We start from the raw sequence: 20,091 nt of genomic DNA on the forward strand, positions 1-20,091 counted from the left end.
CATTCATTCCGCCCGCGGCCATGCAGATCTATGTGGTGGCCATGATCCTGCTGGTCATCGCCGGCGTGCTCATCGATGTGACGCACAAGAAGAGCGCCAAGTATTTCTTCGAGAATGCGAAAAAGCAGGAAAAGAACGCCCGGCGCAGCGTGAGCAGTGGCGAGAAGGTCGGCCTTGCAGTCCAGACCATCGTCGGCGAGGTGCTCACCTCCTCCGAGTTTTCCCACCGCGGCGAGCAACAGCGGCGCGTCTCGCACCTCCTCACCATGTACGGCTTCATCTTCTTCGTGGTGTCGACGGCGGTGCTGATCTTTGCTCACCCCACCTCGGGCGAAGCGGGCATCTGGCCGCTGCTGTGGCACCTGGGCGCGCTCAGCCTCGCGGTCGGCGGCTACTGGTTCTGGTTCTTCATCCGCGTGGACGTCTCCGCCGAAGGCAACCCCTGGTACCGCGTGGTGCGCGCCGATCTGTTCATCCTTTCCCTGCTGGCGATGGCCACCTTCGCGCTGCTGTGGTCCTTCACCCAGGGCACCGCCATCGGCTGGCTGTTCTTCGCCCTGTTCATCGCCGCCAGCACGACGCTGTTCTCCACGGTGATCTGGTCCAAGTTTGCCCACATGTTCTTCAAGCCCGCCGCCGCCTACCAGAAGAAGGTCACCAAGGCCGACGGCTCTCAGGAGAATCTGCCCGATGTGGGTGAACTGACGGATCCCAAGCTGCAGGCGCGGTATCCCGACATCCCGGAATACATGGGCACCAACCCGCCCAACATGGGGCTCGGCATCACCCGCGAACCGCCACGCCACTACTGAGTCGAGACACTGAATAACAATTCTTTTAAGAGAGGACCGACATGCCAACTTTCGTATATATGACGCGCTGCGACGGCTGTGGAGCCTGTGTCGATATCTGCCCGTCGGACATCATGCACATCGACCCGACCGTGCGCCGTGCCTACAACATCGAACCCAACATGTGCTGGGAGTGCTACTCCTGCGTCAAGGCCTGCCCGCACAACGCCATTGACGTGCGTGGTTATGCGGACTTCGCTCCGCTGGGCCATTCCGTACGGGTGATCCGTGACGAGGAAAAGGGTGTCATCGCGTGGCGCATCAAGTCCCGCAACGGTGAAATGGACCTCAATCTGCTGGCCCCCATCACCACCAAGCCCTGGGGTCAGTACATTCCCAAGCTGGCCGACGTGCCGGCGCCCAGCAAGGAAATGCGCGACAGCCAGCTGCTCTTCAACGAGCCGAAATACATCCGTCTGGATGAGGGCGGTCTGCATACGCTGGAATCCAATGGCCTGAGAATGAAAGCAGGGGTGTACTACTAATGGCTTACAACACAATCGTAGAAGACAACATCGACATCCTGGTCTGTGGCGCTGGCCTCGGTGGCACCGGTGCGGCGTGGGAGGCTCGTTACTGGGGTCAGGACAAGAAGATCGTGATCGCCGAAAAGGCCAACATCGACCGTTCCGGCGCCGTGGCCCAGGGCCTCTATGCCATCAACTGCTACATGGGCACCCGCTTCGGCGAGAACAACCCGGAAGATCACGTGCGCTACGCCCGTATCGACCTGATGGGCATGGTGCGCGAGGACCTGCTGTTCGACATGGCGCGCCACGTGGACTCGGCTGTTCACCAGTTCGAGGAATGGGGCCTGCCGATCATGCGCAACCCCAAGACCGGCACCTACCAGCGTGAAGGCCGTTGGCAGATCATGATTCACGGTGAGTCCTACAAGCCCATCGTGGCCGAGGCCGCCAAGAAGTCCGCCGACAAGGTCTACAACCGCGTCTGCATCACCCACCTGCTGATGGACGATGCCAAGGAGAACCGCGTGGCCGGTGCCGTGGGCTTCAACGTCCGCACCGGTGACTACCACGTGTTCAAGTCCAAGGCCGTGATCGTGGCCGCGGGCGGTGCCTCCAACATCTTCAAGCCGCGTTCCGTGGGTGAAGGCGCCGGTCGCGTGTGGTATGCCCCCTGGTCCTCCGGTTCCGCCTATGGCCTGATGATCGAGGCCGGCGCGAAGATGACCCAGATGGAAAACCGCATCGTGCTGGCCCGTTTCAAGGACGGTTACGGCCCGGTGGGTGCCTACTTCCTGCACCTCAAGACCTACACCCAGAACGCCTATGGTGAAGAGTATGAGTCCAAGTGGTTCCCGGAACTGCAGAAGATGGTGGGCAAGGAGTACCTGGACCCCGAGGTCTCGCACCGCACCCATCGTCCGATCCCGACCTGCTTGCGCAACCACGCCCTCATCAACGAGGTGAATGCCGGTCGCGGTCCGATCCACATGGTCACCATGGAGGCCTTCCAGGACCCTCACCTCGAGGAGATCGGCTGGCACAACTTCCTGGGCATGACCGTGGGTCAGGCCGTGCTGTGGGCCGCCACCGACGTGAACCCCAAGTACGAGAACCCGGAGCTCACGACCTCCGAGCCCTACGTCATGGGTTCCCACGCCACCGGTTGCGGCGCCTGGTGCTCCGGTCCCGAGGACATCTCTCCGCCCGAGTATTTCTGGGGCTACAACCGTATGACCACGGTCGAAGGCCTGTTCGGTGCCGGCGATGCCGTCGGCGGCACCCCGCATGCCTTCTCCTCCGGCTCCTTCACCGAAGGACGCCTGGCTGCCAAGGCCGCGTGCAAGTACATCGACGATGGCAAGGCCGAGGGGATCCGTGTCTCCCAGGAGCAGATCGACCGCCGCAAGGCCGAGATCTACAAGCCCATGGAGCACTACAAGATCTACCGCAATGAGATCGTCGCTGGTTCGGTCAACCCCAACTACATCAACCCGCGCCAGGGTCTGGATCGCCTGCAGAAGCTGATGGATGAGTACTGCGGCGGCGTGACGGTCAACTACATGACCAACGACAAGCTGCTCAACATCGGCCTCAAGAAGATGAAGGCCCTGGAAGAGGACCTGGAGAAGGTCGCGGCGGAGAATATCCACGAACTGCTGCGCGCCTGGGAGTTGAAGCACCGTCACCGCACTGCCGAGGCGGTCTTCCACCACACCCTGTTCCGCAAGGAGACGCGCTGGCCGGGCTATTACTACCGTGGTGATGCCATGAAACTGGACGACGAGAACTGGCATGTACTGACGGTTTCCCGTCGTGACCCGAAGACCGGGGAGTACACCATGGAGAAGGCGCCCTGCTACCACATCGTGGGCAAGGACGAGTAAGGGCAGTCGATACCGGGGAGGCGTTAACCGCGCCTTCCCGGGTCGCTTCAAAAAAGATCAACGACACGTTGGTCTTTTTTTTTGCGGCACGGTAATGTGTTGACCCGGCTGCACGCCAGTGGGCAACCTGTCACACGCAAATGGTCATTTCAGAGAAAATCCATGAACATCATCGAGAAGACGGACGAGGAACTCCTCCAGATCGTCCTCCCCATGTGGGACGACCTGATCAAGTATTCCAACAAAGGCAACTACGGGAAGTTCATTCGAAACTTCTCCTACGACCTTCTGCTCGGCCTGAACGAGGTGGAGCTTGGCAAACAGTTCGCCAAGAGCGAGCTGACCCGGAGCCTCTCAACAGATTATGACTTCCTGGGCTTCATCCGGCGTGGCGAGCATGTCACCTGCCTGTTCAGGGTGCGCAGCACCAAGCGGGCTGGCGAGTGGCTGGGGCGCATGGTCGTCGGTTATGAAAGAGGCGAGGTCAAGATCTTCGCCGCATCCGTGTTCTAGACGATCATGAGCGAAATCATACAAGACAATAAGTTTGTCGAGCTGACCTACGAGGTCATCGACAAGAAATCCGGAGACGTGCTGTCAACCGTCGAGTTCCCCTTAAGTTACGTGCATGGCACGAACCATGTACTGAACAGCCAGGTCACCGACGACCTGCAGGGGCGTTGCCAGGGCGACGTGATCGAGGTCGCCATTGACGGCAATGCGATCTACGGGGCACGGGACGAAAGCCTGGTGTTTACCGACAGCATTGACAATGTGCCGGAAGAGTACCGGGAAGTCGGGACGATCATCCTGATGGAAAGCGAGAGCGGCGAACGAAAAGAGTTCATCGTGACGCGTATGGATGACAAGACACTGACGGTCGACGGCAACAACCCGCTGTGCGGCAGAGATCTGATCTTCAGGCTCAAGATCCTGAGCGTACGGGATGCCACCCCGGAAGAGATCGAAGCGGGCACCCGGGTCATCGACGGGCCGGATATTGATACGGACCGGATTGTGCCGATCTGACTTCCCGACTCGCGCCCTCACCTTCAATATCCATAGGGCGGGCCTCGCCCGCCTTATGTGCACGGGAGACCGGCCTGGAATCCGCCGGTCGCACTGGTGAACTGTCCGGATCAGGAACCCCGCGCCTGCATCTCAGTAAGGGGCACCGGCCGGCCCATCGGACAAAAGCACGCCCACGTAGGGCGCATAGGTCAGGACAGCCCCCTGTCTCGGACCCAGTGCATTGAACGCATAGACCACCTGCGACTGGAGTCCCGCACTTCCCGGATCGGCGCTCAGCGCTTCCAATGCGCTTAGCAATGGCTGGATGTCGTCAGGGCTCAGATAGGTTCTGAGCATCCGAATCGCCTCATCGATCCTCTCGGCATCGAGGTCACGCCGGAGCTTCGCCGGATTGCCCTCACCCTCATCATCAAAGTCCGGCGGCTCATCGTAGACATTGGCCTCCAGGCCGGCAGGCTGTCGGACGGGCCTGAGTCCGGCAAAGGCCTGGAACTCCTCCAGGGCCCTGCGCTTAACGAGAGCGACGAAGGCATTGAAGGCCTCGGTATCGGGCTTGCCTAGCTGGAGCGTGATCAGCGCGTCACCATTCACCCGGCTGTTGAAACTCAGGCTGGATCGGCTGATCACCGGCTCCGGATTCAGAACCGTCAGCATCACGGTCAGTTCCTCAACAGGCTTGAATGGCGCCTTGCTTCGAATCCTGACGTAATCGTCGATGATCTCGAGTTCCTGAGAACCCCTGAGAAAATGTCTCTGTATGATTTTCATGGCACGCGCCGCCCGCCCTGCGGTTATTCGTCGAATATCTCGGTGATGAGATCGGCGACATATTCATGCATATAGGAATTTTCACCGCCATGGACGAGTTGTTTGTCCCCGGTGACAAAGCTCAGGTACGGCTTGACCGCAACGCCCTCTGCTTCAATCCCGGCGTTGTCATCAATGGTACTGGCCACGCTGAAGGCGATATGGGCCGTGACTTCTTTGAGCGCTTCGTCGCGAAACCCCGCCTCGGTCAGCTTGAGCCTGATCTGCTCGATGATCTCGCGGATGAAGAGCTGTTGGAGTTGATCGAATTGTTCGGGGTCGGTCTTGAGTTGCACTTCGTTTACCCTACGGTTTTCGTGGATGTGGATTTCGTTGCTATCGGTTCAGCCACTTCAGTATTCGACCGATCCCCCGCTCGGGTTTCGGGCTCCTGATGCAGTAGAGCGTCCAGCGCTCCCTGCGCTCTGACATCCAGTCCTGCTTGTAGGCGTCATTGCCGGTCAGGAAATCGATCTCCGCCACCCTGTCATGATCGATGACATGCTCCATCAGGTGCCGGATCAGAATCGAACCCGGGGAGTAACGCTTCCATTGCTCGTCATGGGCCAGCTTGAAGATACTTGCCTTGCCACAGACCACGAACCAGAGTTGCGCGGCAACGGGAGTCTCCCCCACATAAAGGATGCCGAGTCTCAACCAGCCCTGCTCGGCCAGCGCACTGACCAGGCCGTCGATAAAATCGCGATACTGCTCCGAGGCCTTCCAGCTCCTGTCATAGACGGCGTAGTAGTCTGACATAGCCGTCTGCAGGCCACTATCCGTAAAGACCTGAATCCTGTAGCCATGCTCCCGGGCGAGCTTTCGCGCCTTGCGCGCGATGCTGTTACGGACTCTGGCGGGACGCGCCGCCATGTAATCCTCGAACGATTGACCCTGTGTACGGTGGATCCAGTTGTAGAACCGGAATCTTCGATCACAGGCAATGCCTAGGGATTCCATGGCCTGCTGCAAGCCCTCCAGGTTGGCGTCGTCAGAGGCGATCGGGTCCAGGCGCAGTGATGCGAACGACAAATCGCTGAGACCCCTGGCGAGGCAGCCGATGACCTCGCGCTGGCGATGCTCCGCCAGCAGCAGCGTGTAGAGCGAGGCGTACAGGTTTGTGAGCCCATACCAGTGTCTGCTGTCGCGCATCTCCAGGGGGAGCAGTCCCAGAACCCTGCCGTCCTCCACCACGCAGGCCAGCAGGAGGCTCTGCCGATCGGCTGGCGTGGTCCTCAGCAGGTTTTCAAACCAGGGGCGTGAAAAGAAGAGACTGTCGCCGGCCGCTTGGGAGAACAGGGACGCCGCACTCTCGGGCAACTGGTCCCAGTGGGCGTAACAGACAAACTCCATGCGTCGTCAGTTTACGGTCTCGCTGCCGCCATCCCCGGAGGCGCGGGGCATCTCGATCATTTCCGATACTTCCAGGGTGCCTTTGATTTCGAGGAAGGGACAGGCCCGGGCCGCGGCGATGGCTTCCTGCATGGAGCCCATCCGCATGATGCTCAGGCCGGACATGGCCGAGACAGTGCCCCGGGAAACCGAGCCGTCGGGTTGTATCGTGTGGGTATCCCGGAAGGGCACGGCGGGGCTCACCACTGCGGTGCCGAGCGACATCAGCCATTGCTGGTATTTCTGGAGATGCGCTTGCGCCTCCTGCGGGTCCGAAGGGTACTCGCCTCCGAGATAAACGAATATGTATTGCGGCATGCGATCAGGGCTTCAGACACGTGGATGAATGGCCCCTGATGTTAACCCGGCTGCCCGATGAATTCACGCGCCACGCCGGTACAAGGGAGGCCGCGCACGCACCTGCGGTTTCGTGCTTCAGGATGGGATTGCAGCCCTTTTTCGGCCTGTGCAGTGCCCGCGGGACACATTTCTCAACCCACTCCCGGGCATGGCGCTGCTGCCGGTTTTGCAGCCTCCCGCAAAGGCATTGGTATTTTTCCTGTCTGGATAATAGGTTAGGTGTGACGCGCCCGCGTGGAACCGGATTTCTCAAGATCCCGGACAGGATGGGAAACCTCGATTTATCACATCATAAAAAGATACATTTCACCGGGAACTTGCTGCCCGCCGGACGGTTTCTGATATACTTTTTTCTGCATGATGAAGACCAATTTCATCGTGACCGTTTTCAGCTGCGAATAACTCGCTGCGGCGATCGCGAACTCGAAGAAAAAGGTGACTTATGAGCGAACAACCCAAGACCCGACCCAAGGTGCCTGAAGGCAAGGCCCGTTTCGTCAAGACCCGTCAGAAAGAGCCCAATGAAAAGGGCTTCGTAGGCTACGAGACGATTTGGGACTCGTTCCACAAGGTGGCGGAGTACACCACCCCCAAGCGCCCCTGAGTCAACCTGCCGTTTCGCCTTATGGGGGGTACCCCCCATAAGGCGCTTCACTCCCCCGCCCCAGCCCTTTCCCTACCACCCTTACCGGCCCTCCCGGCTGGACAAGATCCTGATTCCATAGCGACCTGGCGCACACAGGCCCGTGCGGACCGATCTCTCGGACCACGGCGGTCGTGAGTGCTATCTGATGACCCGGCGTTTGGAGTGATGGGTGCGCAGACCCCACCTGGCTGGCGACCGACAGGACGCTTTCGGCCTGCCTCAGGCTATCTCTGGCTGGAGTGGCATAGGGCGGGCCAAGCCCGCCTGGACGGGGCGGGAGGCCGCAAATATCACGCCCGGGCTTCCAGGGAAGCCCGGGCGTGTCGCTCAATATTCCTTGGCGAGCGCGGCCTGGATTTCGGCGAAGGTCTTGGCCACTTCGAAAGTCTGCACCGACAGGCCGAGCTGGCGGCCGATCTGCGTGGCGGAAAAGATGCCGCAGATGCGGGTCTTGCCGGTGGCCTGGTCCGTTGACGCCACCAGGGCATGCTGACGGCCCTGGTCCTTGAGCGTTGCCACGATGTCGCGCACTTCCGCGCGCACCACGTCCCGCATGTCGATCAGGTCAATGGATTCGCGCGGGATCATGAGATCGCGCACCTGCAGGTCCTCGAATCGGCCGCCACGCTCATGCACCATCTGGATCGGCCGCTCGCCCTGGGTGTCGCGGGCGGTGATCAGGCCGATCACCTGCCCCTCCGGGTCCACGACCAGCAGCAGGCGCACGCCGCGGGCGATCATGGTCTGATTGGCCTCGACCAGGGAGGCCCCGGGACGGATGGTGCTCGCACTGACGTTGCGCAGACTGGTCATCACCTGAATGGCAGGTGACGTCGCGACGACGCGCTCCTGGATACCGGGCTCCACGTAACCCAGGTTAGCGGGCGCCTTGAAGGAGGGCAGGGGCTTGCGGGGGGTTTCTGCGGTCATTCTGAGACGATCCTCGATTAACGGTTGGTGCAGGTCGGGCCGGATTCACCGGCCGTGGTGAGACTCAGTCAGGGGTTTGGCGCAATTCGAATTTCATGGTCTCCAGGTCACCCAAAATCCACGTGGCCTCGGGCGCGCCCAACCCCGCGACCGTGCCCGGGTTGATCAGCCAGGTCTGGCTGTCGCGCACCGTCGACTGCTGGCGGATCTCGGGTTCGTGGCTGTGGCCACAGCAGACCAGGTCGAAGTCACCGGTACAGGCCATGGCATGACCGTAATGGGGGTAGTGGGTCACAAAGATCCTGCGGCCCGCGACGGTGATGTCCGCATCCAGTCCGTGGTAGATGAACATGCCCTTGGAGTTGTGGGCGATGCGTGCAATGGCCACCGGGTCACCCAGATTGTTCCCGTGCACCGCGTGAATGGGCACCCCCAGGGCCAGGGACGCCCTGATCGTGTTCCCGCCGATCAGGTCTCCGCAGTGGATGACCAGGGCGGCCCCCTCGGCGATGGCCGCCTCGATGGCCCGGGCCAGCATCGGGCCCCGATCATGGCTGTCAGAGACTATACATATCTTCATTGCGCACTATTCCTGAGCTTGCAGTCCGGGCGACACTCCGTCGCGCTCGCATTGTCGGGGCTTTCCGTGCCCGCTAATACATCGATAAAAAGTTACAACTTGCCAATGCCCGGGCGCGCTAGTCAGAATGATAAAGGAACATTCTAATTATCTAATCCCCGTAAGGGAAAAACCGACATGCAAGCAAAAACCCCCAGGCCCACCTCAGACCCGACCCTGTCCGAGACCAAGAACCCCGCGCAGGAGATCAAGAAGACCACCTGCTACATGTGCGCGTGCCGCTGCGGCATCCGTGTGCACCTGCGTGACGGCGAGCTCCGCTACATCGACGGTAACCCGGATCACCCCATCAACAAAGGGGTAATCTGCGCCAAGGGTTCCTCGGGCATCATGAAGCAGTACTCGCCCGCCCGACTGACCCAGCCCCTCAAGCGCAAGGAAGGCACCGAGCGCGGCGATGCGCAGTTCGAGCCCATCTCGTGGGAAGAAGCATTCTCTACTCTAGCCGAACGCCTTGGCAAGCTTCGCAAGACCGACCCCAAGAAGTTCGCCCTGTTCACCGGACGCGACCAGATGCAGGCCATGACCGGCCTGTTCGCCAAGCAGTTCGGCACCCCCAACTACGCGGCCCACGGCGGTTTCTGCTCCGTGAACATGGCCGCGGGCATGATCTACACCATCGGCGGCTCCTTCTGGGAGTTCGGCGGTCCGGACCTGGAGCGCTCCAAGCTGTTCATCATGCTGGGCACCGCCGAGGACCACCACTCCAACCCCATGAAGGTGGAGCTGTCCAAGTTCAAGCGCAACGGCGGTCGCTTCATCTCCATCAACCCGGTGCGCACCGGCTACTCCGCCATCGCCGACGAGTGGGTGCCCATTCGTCCGGGCACCGACGGCGCCCTGCTGCTGGCCATCATCAACGAGATCATCGCCCAGGGTCTGTATGACCGGGAATTCCTGGTGCGCTACACCAACGCCGGCCAGCTCATCAACGTCGATGAGGCCAGCAACGAGTTCGGCATGTTCCACCGCACCGAGGTGCCGGAGGAGGAAGGCTGCTACGAGCCCCAGAACAAGCTGTGGTGGGACCGTAACAGCAACCGGGCCGTGGTCACCCACACCCCCGGCACCGACCCCTACCTGCTGGGCGAATTCAAGCTGGACGACGGCACCCCCACCAAACCCTCCTTCCAGCTCCTGAAGGAGCGGGTCGAGGGCTATACCCCCGAGTGGGCCGCCAACATCACCGGCATCCCGGCCGAGACCATCCGCCGCCTGGCCCACGAGATGGGCGTCACCGCCCGTGACCAGAAGATCGAGCTGCCCATCGCCTGGACAGATTCCTGGGGTGTGGAGCACGAGTCCGTCACCGGCAACCCGGTGTCCTTCCATGCCATGCGCGGGCTTGCGGCCCATTCCAACGGTTTCCACACCATCCGCGCCCTGTCCATCCTGATGACCCTGCTCGGCACCATCGACCGCCCGGGCGGCTTCCGCCACAAGGCCCCCTTCCCGCGTCCGATCCCGCCCTGCGCCCGGCCGCCCAAGGGCCCGGAGGCGGTCAAGCCCAACACGCCACTGGACGGCATGCCGCTCGGCTGGCCCGCCGATCCGGACGACCTGTTCGTGGACGACAAGGGCAACCCGGTGCGCATCGACAAGGCCTTCTCCTGGGAGTACCCGCTCTCGGTGCACGGCCTGATGCACAACGTGATCACCAATGCCTGGCGCGGCGACCCCTACCCCATCGACACGCTGATGATCTTCATGGCCAACATGGCCTGGAACTCGACCATGAACACGGTCGAGGTGCGCAAGATGCTCAACGACAAGGATGATAACGGCGAGTACAAGATCCCGTTCCTGGTGGTGGCCGATGCCTTCCAGTCGGAGATGACCGCGTTCGCAGACCTGATCCTGCCGGACACCACGTACCTGGAACGCCACGACGTGATGTCCATGCTGGACCGGCCGATCTCCGAGTTCGACGGCCCGGTGGACTCCGTGCGCATCCCGGTGGTGCCGCCCAAGGGCGAGTGCAAGCCCTTCCAGGAGGTGCTCATCGAGCTGGGCACCCGCCTCGGCCTGCCCGCCTTCGTCACCAAGGACGGCAAGCGCAAGTACCGCGACTACCCGGACTTCATCGTCAACTACGAGACCGAGCCGGGCTCCGGTATCGGCTTCCTGGCGGGCTGGCGCGGCAAGGGCGGCGAGAAGTCCATGCGCGGCGAGCCCAACCCCAACCAGTGGGAGATGTACGCCAAGAACAACTGCGTGTTCCACTACGTGCTGCCCAAGAGTTACCAGTACATGCGCAACTGGAACAAGGGCTACCTGGACTGGTCGCAGCGCAACCGCATCACCCGCTACGCGGAGCCGATCCTCATCCACATCTACTCCGAGGTGCTGATGCGCTTCCGCGCCGCCGCCCAGGGCAAGGGCCTGTCGCGCAAGCCGCCGGAGCACTTGAGGGAGCGCGTGGAGACCTTCTTCGATCCGCTGCCGTTCTACTACGAGCCCCTGGAGGCCCAGGTCACCAACAAGCAGACCTACCCGCTGGCGGCCGTCACCCAGCGGCCCATGGCCATGTACCACTCCTGGGATTCCCAGAACGCCTGGCTGCGCCAAATCCACACTCACAACGTGCTGTTCGTCAACGCCAAGACGGCGCTGGCCCAGGGCATCCAGGACGATGACTGGGTGTGGGTGGAGAGCCAGTGGGGCAAGGTGCGCTGCATCGCCAAGCACTCCAACGCCGTGGAGCCCGGCACCGTGTGGACCTGGAACGCCATCGGCAAGGCCGCGGGCGCGTGGAACCTGACCCCTCGGGCCAACGAGTCCCAGAAGGGTTTCCTGCTCAACCACGTAATCACCGAGGAACTGCCCACCGATTACGGCACCACCTCCAACTCGGACCCCCTCACCGGCCAGGCCGGCTGGTACGACGTGCGCGTGCGCATCTACAAGGCCGCCGAGGGCGAGCCCCAGGTGACCGCACCCCAGTTCAAACCCATGCAACCCTACCCCGGCCAGTCCACGGCCCAGCGCGTGTGGGCTTACTTTGCGAACAAGGGACTCAAGAAATGACACAGCTCGCTCTAGTGATCGATCTCAACGTGTGCGTGGGCTGCCACGCCTGCGTGACCAGCTGCAAGGAGTGGAACACCTCCGGCGGCGCCGGTCCGCTGGTGGACCAGCGTCCCTACGACGAAGACCCCACGGGCACATTCTTCAACCGGGTGCAGACCTTCGAGGTGGGGGAATTCCCCAACACCGAGACGGTGCACTTTCCCAAGTCCTGCCTGCACTGCGAGGAGCCGCCCTGCGTGCCCGTGTGCCCCACCGGCGCCTCCTACAAGCGCCCCGAGGACGGCATCGTGCTGGTGGACTACGACAAGTGCATCGGCTGCAAGTACTGCTCCTGGGCCTGCCCCTACGGCGTGCGCGAGATCGACGAATCCCGCAAGGAGATGACCAAGTGCACCCTGTGCGTGGACCGCATCCACAACCCGACCTTCGAGGAAGCGGATCGTCTGCCCGCCTGCGTCAAGGCCTGCCCCACCAACGCGCGGCTCTACGGCGACATCCATGACCCGAATTCCGTGGTCTCCGTGGCGATCCGCGAGGCGGGCGGTTACCAGCTGATGCCCGAGTGGGGCACCAAGCCGGCCAACCACTACCTGCCCCGGCGCAAGACCCGGATCACCATCCGCGAGGAAGAACTCGAGCGCAGCGACAACCCGCTCAAGATCGACTCCAAGCTGCCCCGCCCGGGCCGCGACGAGCCCTCCCTCGACGACGTCACCAGCTGGTAACGGAAACTACGGACGAACGCATCATGCATCCCGCATTCTCAGTCATCTTTCTCACCACCCTCATCGGCGCCGGCCAGGGCCTGTTCATCGCCCTGTCCCTCGTCGAGAGCTACGCCGCCCTGCGGCTCCTGCCGGAACACGGCGGCCACTACTACGCCACGGGTGCCGGCATCTCGCTGGTACTCCTGGTGCTGGGCCTGTTCGCCTCGTTCTTCCACCTGGGCCACCCGGAGCGTGCCTGGCGCGCCGCGGCCCAGTGGCGCACCTCCTGGCTGTCCCGTGAGGTGATCGTGCTGCCGGCGCTCATGGGCATCGTGTTCCTGTACGGCGTGATCCACCTGATCGGCATCAACCCGGTGCTGTTCACCCTGCCCGGCAACGTAGCCGTGCCGCTGTCCCTGTTGCTGGCCCTGATCGGCGCGCTGGTCGCCATCGCGCTGTATGTCACCACCGCCATGATCTACGCCTGCCTGCGCTTCCTGCAGGAGTGGCATTCGCCGCTGACCGTGGCCAACTACACGCTGCTCGGGCTCGCCTCCGGCTTTACCCTGGCCGCCGCCCAGGCCGCCTTCATGGCGGTGGAGCTGGTGCACTTCCTGTCCGTGGGCGCGGTGGTGCTCACGGTGCTGGCCTTCTTCAGCCGCGTCGCCTCCCTGATCCGCAACGCGCGCCTCAAGCCCAAGTCCACCCTGCAGACCGCCACGGGCATCAAGCACCCCAACATCGTGCAGAAGTCCCAGGGCTTCATGGGCGGCTCCTTCAACACCCGGGAGTTCTTCCACGGCATGTCGGAGATGTTCGTCAAGTCGGTGAAGTGGATCTTCCTGATCGGCGTGTTCCCGATCCCCCTGATCCTGCTGCTCACCGCGATCTTCAGTCGCGGCGACGTCTCCACCCTGCTGGCCACCGCCTTCGTGATCCAGTACCTGGGTCTGGTGGCGGAGCGCTGGTTCTTCTTTGCCCAGGCGCGGCATCCGCAGAATCTCTACTATCAGTCGGTGGCGTGATGCGTACCGATTAACCTGTGGAGTGAAGAAAAGGGCCGTAAGGCCCTTTTCTTTTGCATGACAGGATGATGTGGGGCGCCTTTTGCGGCGGCTTGCTTGATGGCGACGGCGTGGCGGGCACGGCCCGCCCTATGGATTGACGTGCTTCACCGGCCCATAGGGCGACCCGTGGCCGCCGGACCCGTGCTTCGCTCGGTTTTGCTGCCCAGCCGATCGGGTGGAAGCATGGGTCGTGGTGGGTGATTGAAGCGGAATTCGAAGTCAAAGGCTTTCGATCCGCTTTGCAATCGGATTGAGTCAGTTGCTCATGACAAAGTCAAAGTCGGAGTCAAAGGCTTCCGATCCCCGTTGCACGGGGATCGGAAGCCTTTGATTTTGGCTGGATCAAAAGCCAGCCAGCTTTATTAAGACTACTCCGCCCCCCAATACGCCGTCGCAACCCCATCCCCCAGATCCGCCTCGATCAACCGTCGGCGCACCGCCAGCAGATGCTCGATGAGCCTCGGCTCAAAGCGCTCATAGGCCTCGGCGTCGGGCACGCGCTTGACCACCACGCCCAAGAGCTCCGTGATGGCATTGCCGATGGAGTTCTGGCTGATGGTCACGATCAGCTTGCCGTCGTCGTTGCGGTAGATGATCTGCTTGAAGGCCGGCTGCCAACGGATGGCGTGGGCATAGCGGGCGTCGGTGATGCAGCGGTCGCGCACCTTCTTGGCGGTGCGCAGGAAGTCGTTGTTGAACAGCAGCACCTCCTCCACCGCCTCCGGAAAGTACACCCCCTCGGGCATGGGTGCGCCGCGGGTGGAGACCTGGCTGAAGAAGGTCCGGTAGAAATCCAGGAAACCCTGCAGGATCGCGTCGTATTCCTTCCAGAAACGCACCTCTTTCAGGGCATCGGCACCGCCCTGGATCTCCCAGCTGGGCAGACCCTGAGGATAGCCGGTGAGCTCGATGCGGGCATCCTCGTCGGCGGCGGGCTTCAGGATCTTCAAGTCCAGGGCCCTAGTGAAAAAGGCCCGGTAGACGTCTCGCATGTAGGCCTGGAACAGGCTGTGCTGGCCGCCGTCGGTGAGGTTCGGGTTCTTCGGGTCGGCCAGGGGGGCATCGCGCAGCTCCGCCATGGGGAAGACGATGAAATGGTTGTGCAGCATGCGGATGCTGGGCACGCCGGGTGCGGTCAACGGCCAGGTGGCGTCCAGGCTCGCCTCACCGGCCAGAATCAGGGCCTCGGCCGGGTCCGGATACTGCTCCAGCATGTAGTCGATGAGGATGCCGTTCATGCGGTTCCAAACATGACGCACCGGCTCCGGCACCTGGGTGCGGCGCACCGGGCGGGCCAGGGGGTCCAGGATGACCTTGGAGGTGTTGTAGATGATGGAGGTGTCGAAGGTGTTGCTGTGGCCCAGGGCCTTTCGGTAAAGCAACAGGTTCTCGGGGTTGACCAGCAGGCCGTTGTTGAGGGCGAGATCCGCCAGGTTTTCGGTGCTGTTAAAGAACTCATTGGGCTTCATGCCCTCGGGGACTTCCAGGGGGATGGGGCGGAAGGGGGTGACGATCTCGCGGGGGCCCGATGGCATAAAATCGACCTCGAATGCATCTAACCTGGAACGATTCGCGGCACACCAGCGGCATTCCGGTCTGGGTCTTGCCAGGAAAGGCAGCGCAAGCCACTGATACCTATGCTGGTTTTCCTGCCGCTGGGGAATAACCACGGTCTTTATACCATGGAATTCCGGGTCGGGGTTGTCGTAAGCTGGCGCCCAGACGGCCGCGTAAGACGGTCGAATGCCGGGATCGGCACATATAAGCATATAAGCACGGGCAGGCTGGAGGGCAAGGCACATGGCACAACTGACAGATCGCTTCGGCAGACACATCGAATACGTGCGCCTTTCGGTCACGGACCAGTGCGACCTGCGCTGCTTCTACTGCATGCCCAAGGGCTTCAAGGACTTCGAGGAGCCGGAGCACTGGTTGAGCTTCGACGAGATTGCCCGGGTCATGGGCGCCTTCGGTCAGCTGGGCGTGCAGCGGGTGCGTATCACCGGCGGTGAGCCCCTGGTGCGCAAGGACATCCCGGATCTGGTCTCGCGCCTGGCCGCCCTGCCCGGCATCAACGACATTTCGCTGTCCACCAACGCCACCCGCATGGCCAAGCATGCCCAGGCCCTCAAGGATGCCGGCGTGGCGCGCATCAACGTAAGCCTCGATTCCCTCAAGCCCGAGGTCTTCAAGCAGGTCACCGGCGGCAAGCTGGAGAAGGTGCTGGACGGCCTGATGGCCGCCAAGGCCGCCGGCTTCTCCCCCATCAAGATCAACATGGTCGCCATGAAGGGGGTCAACGACGGCGAGTTCGAGGACATGGTGGAGTTCTGCCTGGAGCACGGTTTCACCCTGCGCTTCATCGAGACCATGCCCATGGGCGACACCGGCCGTCACGCCAGCGCGGATCACTACGTCAACCTGCAGGACGTGAAGGCGCGCCTCGCCGAGCGCTTCGAGCTGGTGCCCGGCGTGATGCCCGGTGGCGGCCCCGCCCGCTACATGCAGGTGGCCGGCACGGATCTCAAGATCGGCTTCATCACCCCCATCTCCCAGCACTTCTGCGAGACCTGCAACCGGGTGCGCCTGTCCGTGGACGGCACCATCTACACCTGCCTGGGCCAGGAGCACAACCTGGCGCTGCGCCCCCTGCTGCGCGCCGGCTGCAGCGATTCGGAACTGCTGGAGGCCATCCAGCGCGCCGTGGACCTCAAGCCCGAGCGCCACGAGTTCAAGGACGAGCCCGGCAAGGTCATGCGCTTCATGTCGATGACGGGCGGTTGAAGGGCAGTGGCAAGTCTCAAGTGGCTAGTGGCAAGAGAAAGCCTTTGACCTTCCTTGCCACTAGCCACTTGAGACTTGCCACTTAAAATGTGTGACTCGTCCCCGCGTACACCCGTCCCTCGTTGCCGTACGCGGCATCCACCCTCAGATCCGTTCTCACGAACCAGCGCAGGTTGATGCGCAGGCCCACGCCCGCGCCCACGTGGATGTCGCCCGGGTCGATATCGTCCTTGTCCCAGACACCGCCGATGTCGGTGAACACTACGCCGCGCACCGCCGGGTAGCCGAACAGCGGATGCAGATATTCGATATTGGCTAGCAGCGCCACGTCGCCGGTGCGGAAATCCCGGGCATAACCCCGCAGGCTTGAGCCGCTGCCGATGCTGTAGGCGTCGTCACCGAAGGGGGTGTCGCCGGCCCAGCCGCCCCGCACCTGCCAGTACAGGCTCGCCGGCAGATCGCCGCCCAGCGTCTGGTAGCGCCGGTAGAAGAGATCGATGCGCTGGTGATCCCGGTCCGCACCGAGTTCCGTGCTGCCGAAGGAAATCGCGCCGCCATAGGCCATGCCCTCACGGCGCACGCCGAGATCCGCCACGTCGGTGAAGATCACGCCGATGCCCCAGCTCACGTCCTCGCCGTCCACGGGCACGGTCGCACCCGGGTCCAGGGCCTTGAAAGCACGGGTCTCCCAGCGTGTGCCCAGGTCCAGGCGCCAGCCACGGCTGGGGCCTCGCTCAGCCAGCCAGCGTGAAAGAGATAGGCCCACATGGCGGCTGCGCTGCTCATAGAGATCCGGGAGATCGCCACCCGAGGGGGATTGATCCGTGACCCTTTCACCCAGGCTCAGGCCTGCACCGAATCGGGTGAAGGGCACCCGGGGCACGTTGTAGTCAAAACGGAACTGGCTGGAGCCCTGTTCAGTGCCTCCGTCGCCGTTCTCCTCCAGTTCATAGACCAGGCGCACCTGGTGATTCAGTCCGAACAGGTTGTCGGCACGCAGTTCGCCGCCGTAGCGAATGTCACCGTCGGAGCTGCGATTGAGCCGGGGCAGGGCGAAATAGAAGTACTTCTCGGTGAGATGAAAGGTCACCACCAGGCCCTCGGGCTGGTTATCGACGTCAGCCTCCACGTCCTTGAACAGCCCCAGGTTCATGATGGACTGGCGGGAGGCCTCTACGAGTTCGAGCGTGGCGGGTTCACCCTCCCGGATCAGCAGTTCCTGGCGCAGCACCGCCTCCCGGGTCACCCGGTTGCCCTCGAAACGGATCTCGCTCACGAGCGGCGCGCCCGTCAGGGCAAGCGTCGGTGTACAGAACAGGAGGGGAAGCAACAGCAACAAGGCCGCAAGGCCACGCAGTACGGCTTTCAAGTCAGCGGTACCCCGTCACAGGCATCGAATACCTCAACACATCCGGAACCCCGATTTTTCCCACTTCCCACTTCCCACTTCCCACTTCCCACTTCCCACTTCTCACTTCTCACTTCCAAGCACCGCCTCCTTCACCCGCTGCAGGGCAAACAGCCCTGTCGCCAGCAGGATCAGGCTGAACACCGTGGCCCCGTAGAACCCCAGCCAGGATTCCAGCAGGCGCCACTGGGCGCCCATCAGGTAGCCGCCCACGGCGAGCACGGCACACCAGAGCCCCGTTCCCACCAGGGTGAACAGGAAGAAGCGGGGAAAGGGCATGGGCAGCAGGCCCGCGGGCAGTGAGACCAGACTGCGCACCGTGGGCACGAAACGGCCCGCCAGCACCAGGAACTCCCCATGCCGATCATACACGTCCAGCACGCAATCCAGATCGGTTTCCCTCAACAACAGGAATCGACCCCGGCGCTGGAAGAAGCGGCGCACCCGCCGCTCACCCACCCGCCGGGCAATGAGGTAGAGGATCGTCGAGCCCAGGGTGCCGCCGATGGTGCCGGCAATGATCACCCCGAGCAGATTGAGCTGGGACTGGTTGGCCAGGAAGCCGGCGAAGGGCATGAGGAATTCCGGCGCCAGCGCCAGCATGGCCACGCCCAGACCCAGGTAGCCCAGGCGTTCGACGGCCTCGCCCGCCATGTCCGCCAGGCTCATGGCGCGCACCACCCCTGACCGGCACCGCCGGCACTGCCGAAGCGGGGACCCACTAGCGGACCCAGACCGTCTTGGCGTTCAGGAACTCACGCATGCCCAAGGCGGAGAGTTCACGGCCGTAGCCGGAATCCTTGATGCCGCCGAAGGGCAGCCTCGGGTCGCTCTTCACCAGTCCGTTGACGAAGGCACAGCCGCAGGCCAGCCGCCGCGCCAGCGCCTCGCCCCGCGCCACATCCCGGGTCCAGACGCTGCCACCCAGGCCGAAACGGGTGTCGTTGGCGAGGCGCAGGGCATCTTCCTCGTCCCGGGCGCGGAGGATTGCGGCCACCGGCCCGAACAGTTCCTCGTCATAGGCGGGCATGCCGGGGCCGACCCGATCCAGGATGGAGGGCCGGTACCAGGCCCCCTTGCCCGGCACCGGCTCGCAACCCTCCAGGGGCACGGCACCGGCGGCAATGGAGCGCTGTACCTGGCGGTGCAGTTCGTCACGCAGATCGGTGCGCGCCAGGGGCGCCAGGGTGGTGGCCTCATGGCCCGGGTCGCCGGGTCTGAGCGCCCGCACCGCCTCGCGAAAACGCGACAGGAACGCCTCGGCAACTCCCTCCAGCACCACGAAACGCTTGGCGGCGATGCAGCTCTGACCCGCGTTCATGAACCGGGAGGCCACCGCCTGCTGCACGGTCAGTTCCAGGTCCGCATCCTCCAGCACCACGAAGGGATCGGAACCGCCCAGTTCCAGCACCGCCTTCTTGAGCACGGCACCGGCAGCCGCGGCCACGGCCCGGCCCGCGGGCTCGCTTCCGGTCAGGGTCACTGCGTGCACCCGACGATCCCGGATCACCGCCTCCACTACGGAGGCCGGGATCATCAGGGTCAGGAACGTCCCCTCCGGGAAGCCCGCCTCCCGGAACACCTCCTCGATGGCCAGGGCGCAGCGGGGCACGTTGGAGGCGTGCTTGAGCAGGGCGGTGTTGCCGGCCATCAGCGCGGGCGCGGCGAAGCGGAACACCTGCCAGAAGGGGAAATTCCAGGGCATCACCGCCAGCACTGTGCCCAGGGGCTGCCAGGCGATCAGGGAGCGGCTGGCGTCGGATTCCAGCATCTCGTCGGCCAGGAAGCGCGGCCCTTCCCCGGCGTAGAAATCACAGACCGCGGCGCACTTGTCGATCTCGGCCCGGGCCTCGCTGGAAAGCTTGCCCATCTCCTGGGTGATGATGCCGGCGTACTGATCCCGGCGCTGGCGCAGGATCTGCGCCGCCCGGCGCAGCCGTTCTGCCCGGTCCGGCAGGGCTGTCCGCGCCCATTCGGGCGCGGCACTGGCCGCCAGGTCCAGGGCCTTGTCCACACGAGGCCTGTCCCAGGTGTCGAAACGCCCCAGGACGGCACCATTGACCGGATTCACGGACTGCATCACC

The 20,091-nt window shown here is 63.1% G+C and carries 20 protein-coding genes; 10 read left to right on the top strand and 10 right to left on the bottom strand.

Translation table 11 applies throughout. The features are described from left to right. Positions 1-20: 20 nt before the first annotated feature. The 5 genes from D580_RS0109365 to D580_RS0109385 all read left to right on the top strand — a co-directional run bounded on the left by D580_RS0109365 (position 21) and on the right by D580_RS0109385 (position 4,233). Positions 21-812: a hypothetical protein gene (locus D580_RS0109365; RefSeq protein ID WP_018954139.1), complete on the top strand. Its 792-nt coding sequence runs from the start codon at positions 21-23 to the stop codon at positions 810-812. Between the two features lie 41 nt (positions 813-853). Beyond that, complete coding sequence (gene aprB, locus D580_RS0109370) at positions 854-1,336, top strand: adenylyl-sulfate reductase subunit beta (RefSeq protein ID WP_038043504.1); 483 nt, start codon at positions 854-856, stop codon at positions 1,334-1,336. Continuing rightward, entirely contained in the window at positions 1,336-3,204 is a 1,869-nt protein-coding gene (aprA, locus tag D580_RS0109375; protein ID WP_018954141.1) for an adenylyl-sulfate reductase subunit alpha, read from the top strand. Before aprB ends, aprA begins: the two co-directional genes overlap by 1 nt. A gap of 162 nt (positions 3,205-3,366) precedes the next feature. Continuing rightward, on the top strand, positions 3,367-3,717 hold the full coding sequence (locus D580_RS0109380; protein WP_018954142.1) for a hypothetical protein: 351 nt from the start codon (positions 3,367-3,369) through the stop codon (positions 3,715-3,717). A 6-nt stretch (positions 3,718-3,723) separates the two neighbouring features. Further along, positions 3,724-4,233 carry an FKBP-type peptidyl-prolyl cis-trans isomerase gene (locus D580_RS0109385; protein WP_018954143.1) on the top strand — a complete coding sequence of 170 codons (510 nt, stop codon included), beginning with the start codon at positions 3,724-3,726 and terminating at the stop codon, positions 4,231-4,233. Between the two features lie 132 nt (positions 4,234-4,365). Here the strand turns inward: D580_RS0109385 and D580_RS0109390 are convergent, their stop codons facing one another. The 4 genes from D580_RS0109390 to D580_RS0109405 are packed head-to-tail and all read right to left on the bottom strand — an operon-like array spanning position 4,366 to position 6,753. After that, positions 4,366-5,004: a hypothetical protein gene (locus tag D580_RS0109390; RefSeq protein ID WP_018954144.1), complete on the bottom strand. Its 639-nt coding sequence runs from the start codon at positions 5,002-5,004 to the stop codon at positions 4,366-4,368. 23 nt (positions 5,005-5,027) lie between these two features. Further along, positions 5,028-5,339 (bottom strand): hypothetical protein, encoded by a 312-nt coding sequence (locus D580_RS0109395; RefSeq protein ID WP_018954145.1) that lies wholly within the window; start codon positions 5,337-5,339, stop codon positions 5,028-5,030. 40 nt (positions 5,340-5,379) lie between these two features. Then, complete coding sequence (locus D580_RS0109400; protein WP_018954146.1) at positions 5,380-6,396, bottom strand: GNAT family N-acetyltransferase; 1,017 nt, start codon at positions 6,394-6,396, stop codon at positions 5,380-5,382. Between the two features lie 6 nt (positions 6,397-6,402). Further along, on the bottom strand, positions 6,403-6,753 hold the full coding sequence (locus D580_RS0109405; protein ID WP_018954147.1) for a hypothetical protein: 351 nt from the start codon (positions 6,751-6,753) through the stop codon (positions 6,403-6,405). Positions 6,754-7,237: 484 nt separating this feature from the next. Here D580_RS0109405 and D580_RS16710 point away from each other — a divergent pair, with 484 nt between their 5' ends. Beyond that, positions 7,238-7,399 carry a hypothetical protein gene (locus D580_RS16710; protein WP_018954149.1) on the top strand — a complete coding sequence of 54 codons (162 nt, stop codon included), beginning with the start codon at positions 7,238-7,240 and terminating at the stop codon, positions 7,397-7,399. A gap of 369 nt (positions 7,400-7,768) precedes the next feature. On the opposite strand, the gene D580_RS0109420 is transcribed toward D580_RS16710, so the two are convergent. Further along, a complete protein-coding gene (locus tag D580_RS0109420; RefSeq protein WP_018954150.1) occupies positions 7,769-8,371 on the bottom strand; it encodes a CBS domain-containing protein in 603 nt (200 codons plus the stop codon). A 64-nt stretch (positions 8,372-8,435) separates the two neighbouring features. Further along, a complete protein-coding gene (locus tag D580_RS0109425) occupies positions 8,436-8,951 on the bottom strand; it encodes a metallophosphoesterase family protein (RefSeq protein ID WP_026289863.1) in 516 nt (171 codons plus the stop codon). Positions 8,952-9,128: 177 nt separating this feature from the next. Here D580_RS0109425 and D580_RS0109430 point away from each other — a divergent pair, with 177 nt between their 5' ends. From D580_RS0109430 to D580_RS0109440, 3 genes are read left to right on the top strand one after another with little or no spacing between them, the layout of a single operon-like run. Then, the gene (locus D580_RS0109430) at positions 9,129-12,038 is read left to right on the top strand and encodes a molybdopterin oxidoreductase family protein (protein WP_018954152.1); all 2,910 of its coding nucleotides are present in this window, start codon (positions 9,129-9,131) and stop codon (positions 12,036-12,038) included. Continuing rightward, the gene (locus tag D580_RS0109435; protein ID WP_026289865.1) at positions 12,035-12,766 is read left to right on the top strand and encodes a 4Fe-4S dicluster domain-containing protein; all 732 of its coding nucleotides are present in this window, start codon (positions 12,035-12,037) and stop codon (positions 12,764-12,766) included. Before D580_RS0109430 ends, D580_RS0109435 begins: the two co-directional genes overlap by 4 nt. A gap of 23 nt (positions 12,767-12,789) precedes the next feature. Further along, complete coding sequence (locus tag D580_RS0109440) at positions 12,790-13,773, top strand: dimethyl sulfoxide reductase anchor subunit family protein (RefSeq protein WP_018954154.1); 984 nt, start codon at positions 12,790-12,792, stop codon at positions 13,771-13,773. Positions 13,774-14,183: 410 nt separating this feature from the next. On the opposite strand, the gene D580_RS0109445 is transcribed toward D580_RS0109440, so the two are convergent. Next, positions 14,184-15,350: a hypothetical protein gene (locus D580_RS0109445; protein WP_018954155.1), complete on the bottom strand. Its 1,167-nt coding sequence runs from the start codon at positions 15,348-15,350 to the stop codon at positions 14,184-14,186. 265 nt (positions 15,351-15,615) lie between these two features. On the opposite strand from D580_RS0109445, the gene moaA reads away from it, so the two are divergent. Further along, on the top strand, positions 15,616-16,599 hold the full coding sequence (gene moaA, locus D580_RS0109450) for a GTP 3',8-cyclase MoaA (protein WP_018954156.1): 984 nt from the start codon (positions 15,616-15,618) through the stop codon (positions 16,597-16,599). 82 nt (positions 16,600-16,681) lie between these two features. Here the strand turns inward: moaA and D580_RS0109455 are convergent, their stop codons facing one another. From D580_RS0109455 to D580_RS0109465, 3 genes are all read right to left on the bottom strand, one after another. Next, entirely contained in the window at positions 16,682-17,968 is a 1,287-nt protein-coding gene (locus tag D580_RS0109455; protein ID WP_155999806.1) for a BamA/TamA family outer membrane protein, read from the bottom strand. 102 nt (positions 17,969-18,070) lie between these two features. Beyond that, positions 18,071-18,676: a DedA family protein gene (locus tag D580_RS0109460; RefSeq protein ID WP_018954158.1), complete on the bottom strand. Its 606-nt coding sequence runs from the start codon at positions 18,674-18,676 to the stop codon at positions 18,071-18,073. Positions 18,677-18,728: 52 nt separating this feature from the next. After that, positions 18,729-20,087, bottom strand: a complete 1,359-nt coding sequence (locus tag D580_RS0109465; RefSeq protein WP_018954159.1) for an NAD-dependent succinate-semialdehyde dehydrogenase — start codon at positions 20,085-20,087, stop codon at positions 18,729-18,731. Positions 20,088-20,091 lie beyond the last annotated feature (4 nt).

Source organism: Thioalkalivibrio sulfidiphilus (assembly GCF_000377945.1).
In the GTDB taxonomy this organism is placed as follows: domain Bacteria; phylum Pseudomonadota; class Gammaproteobacteria; order Ectothiorhodospirales; family Ectothiorhodospiraceae; genus Thioalkalivibrio_A; species Thioalkalivibrio_A sulfidiphilus_A.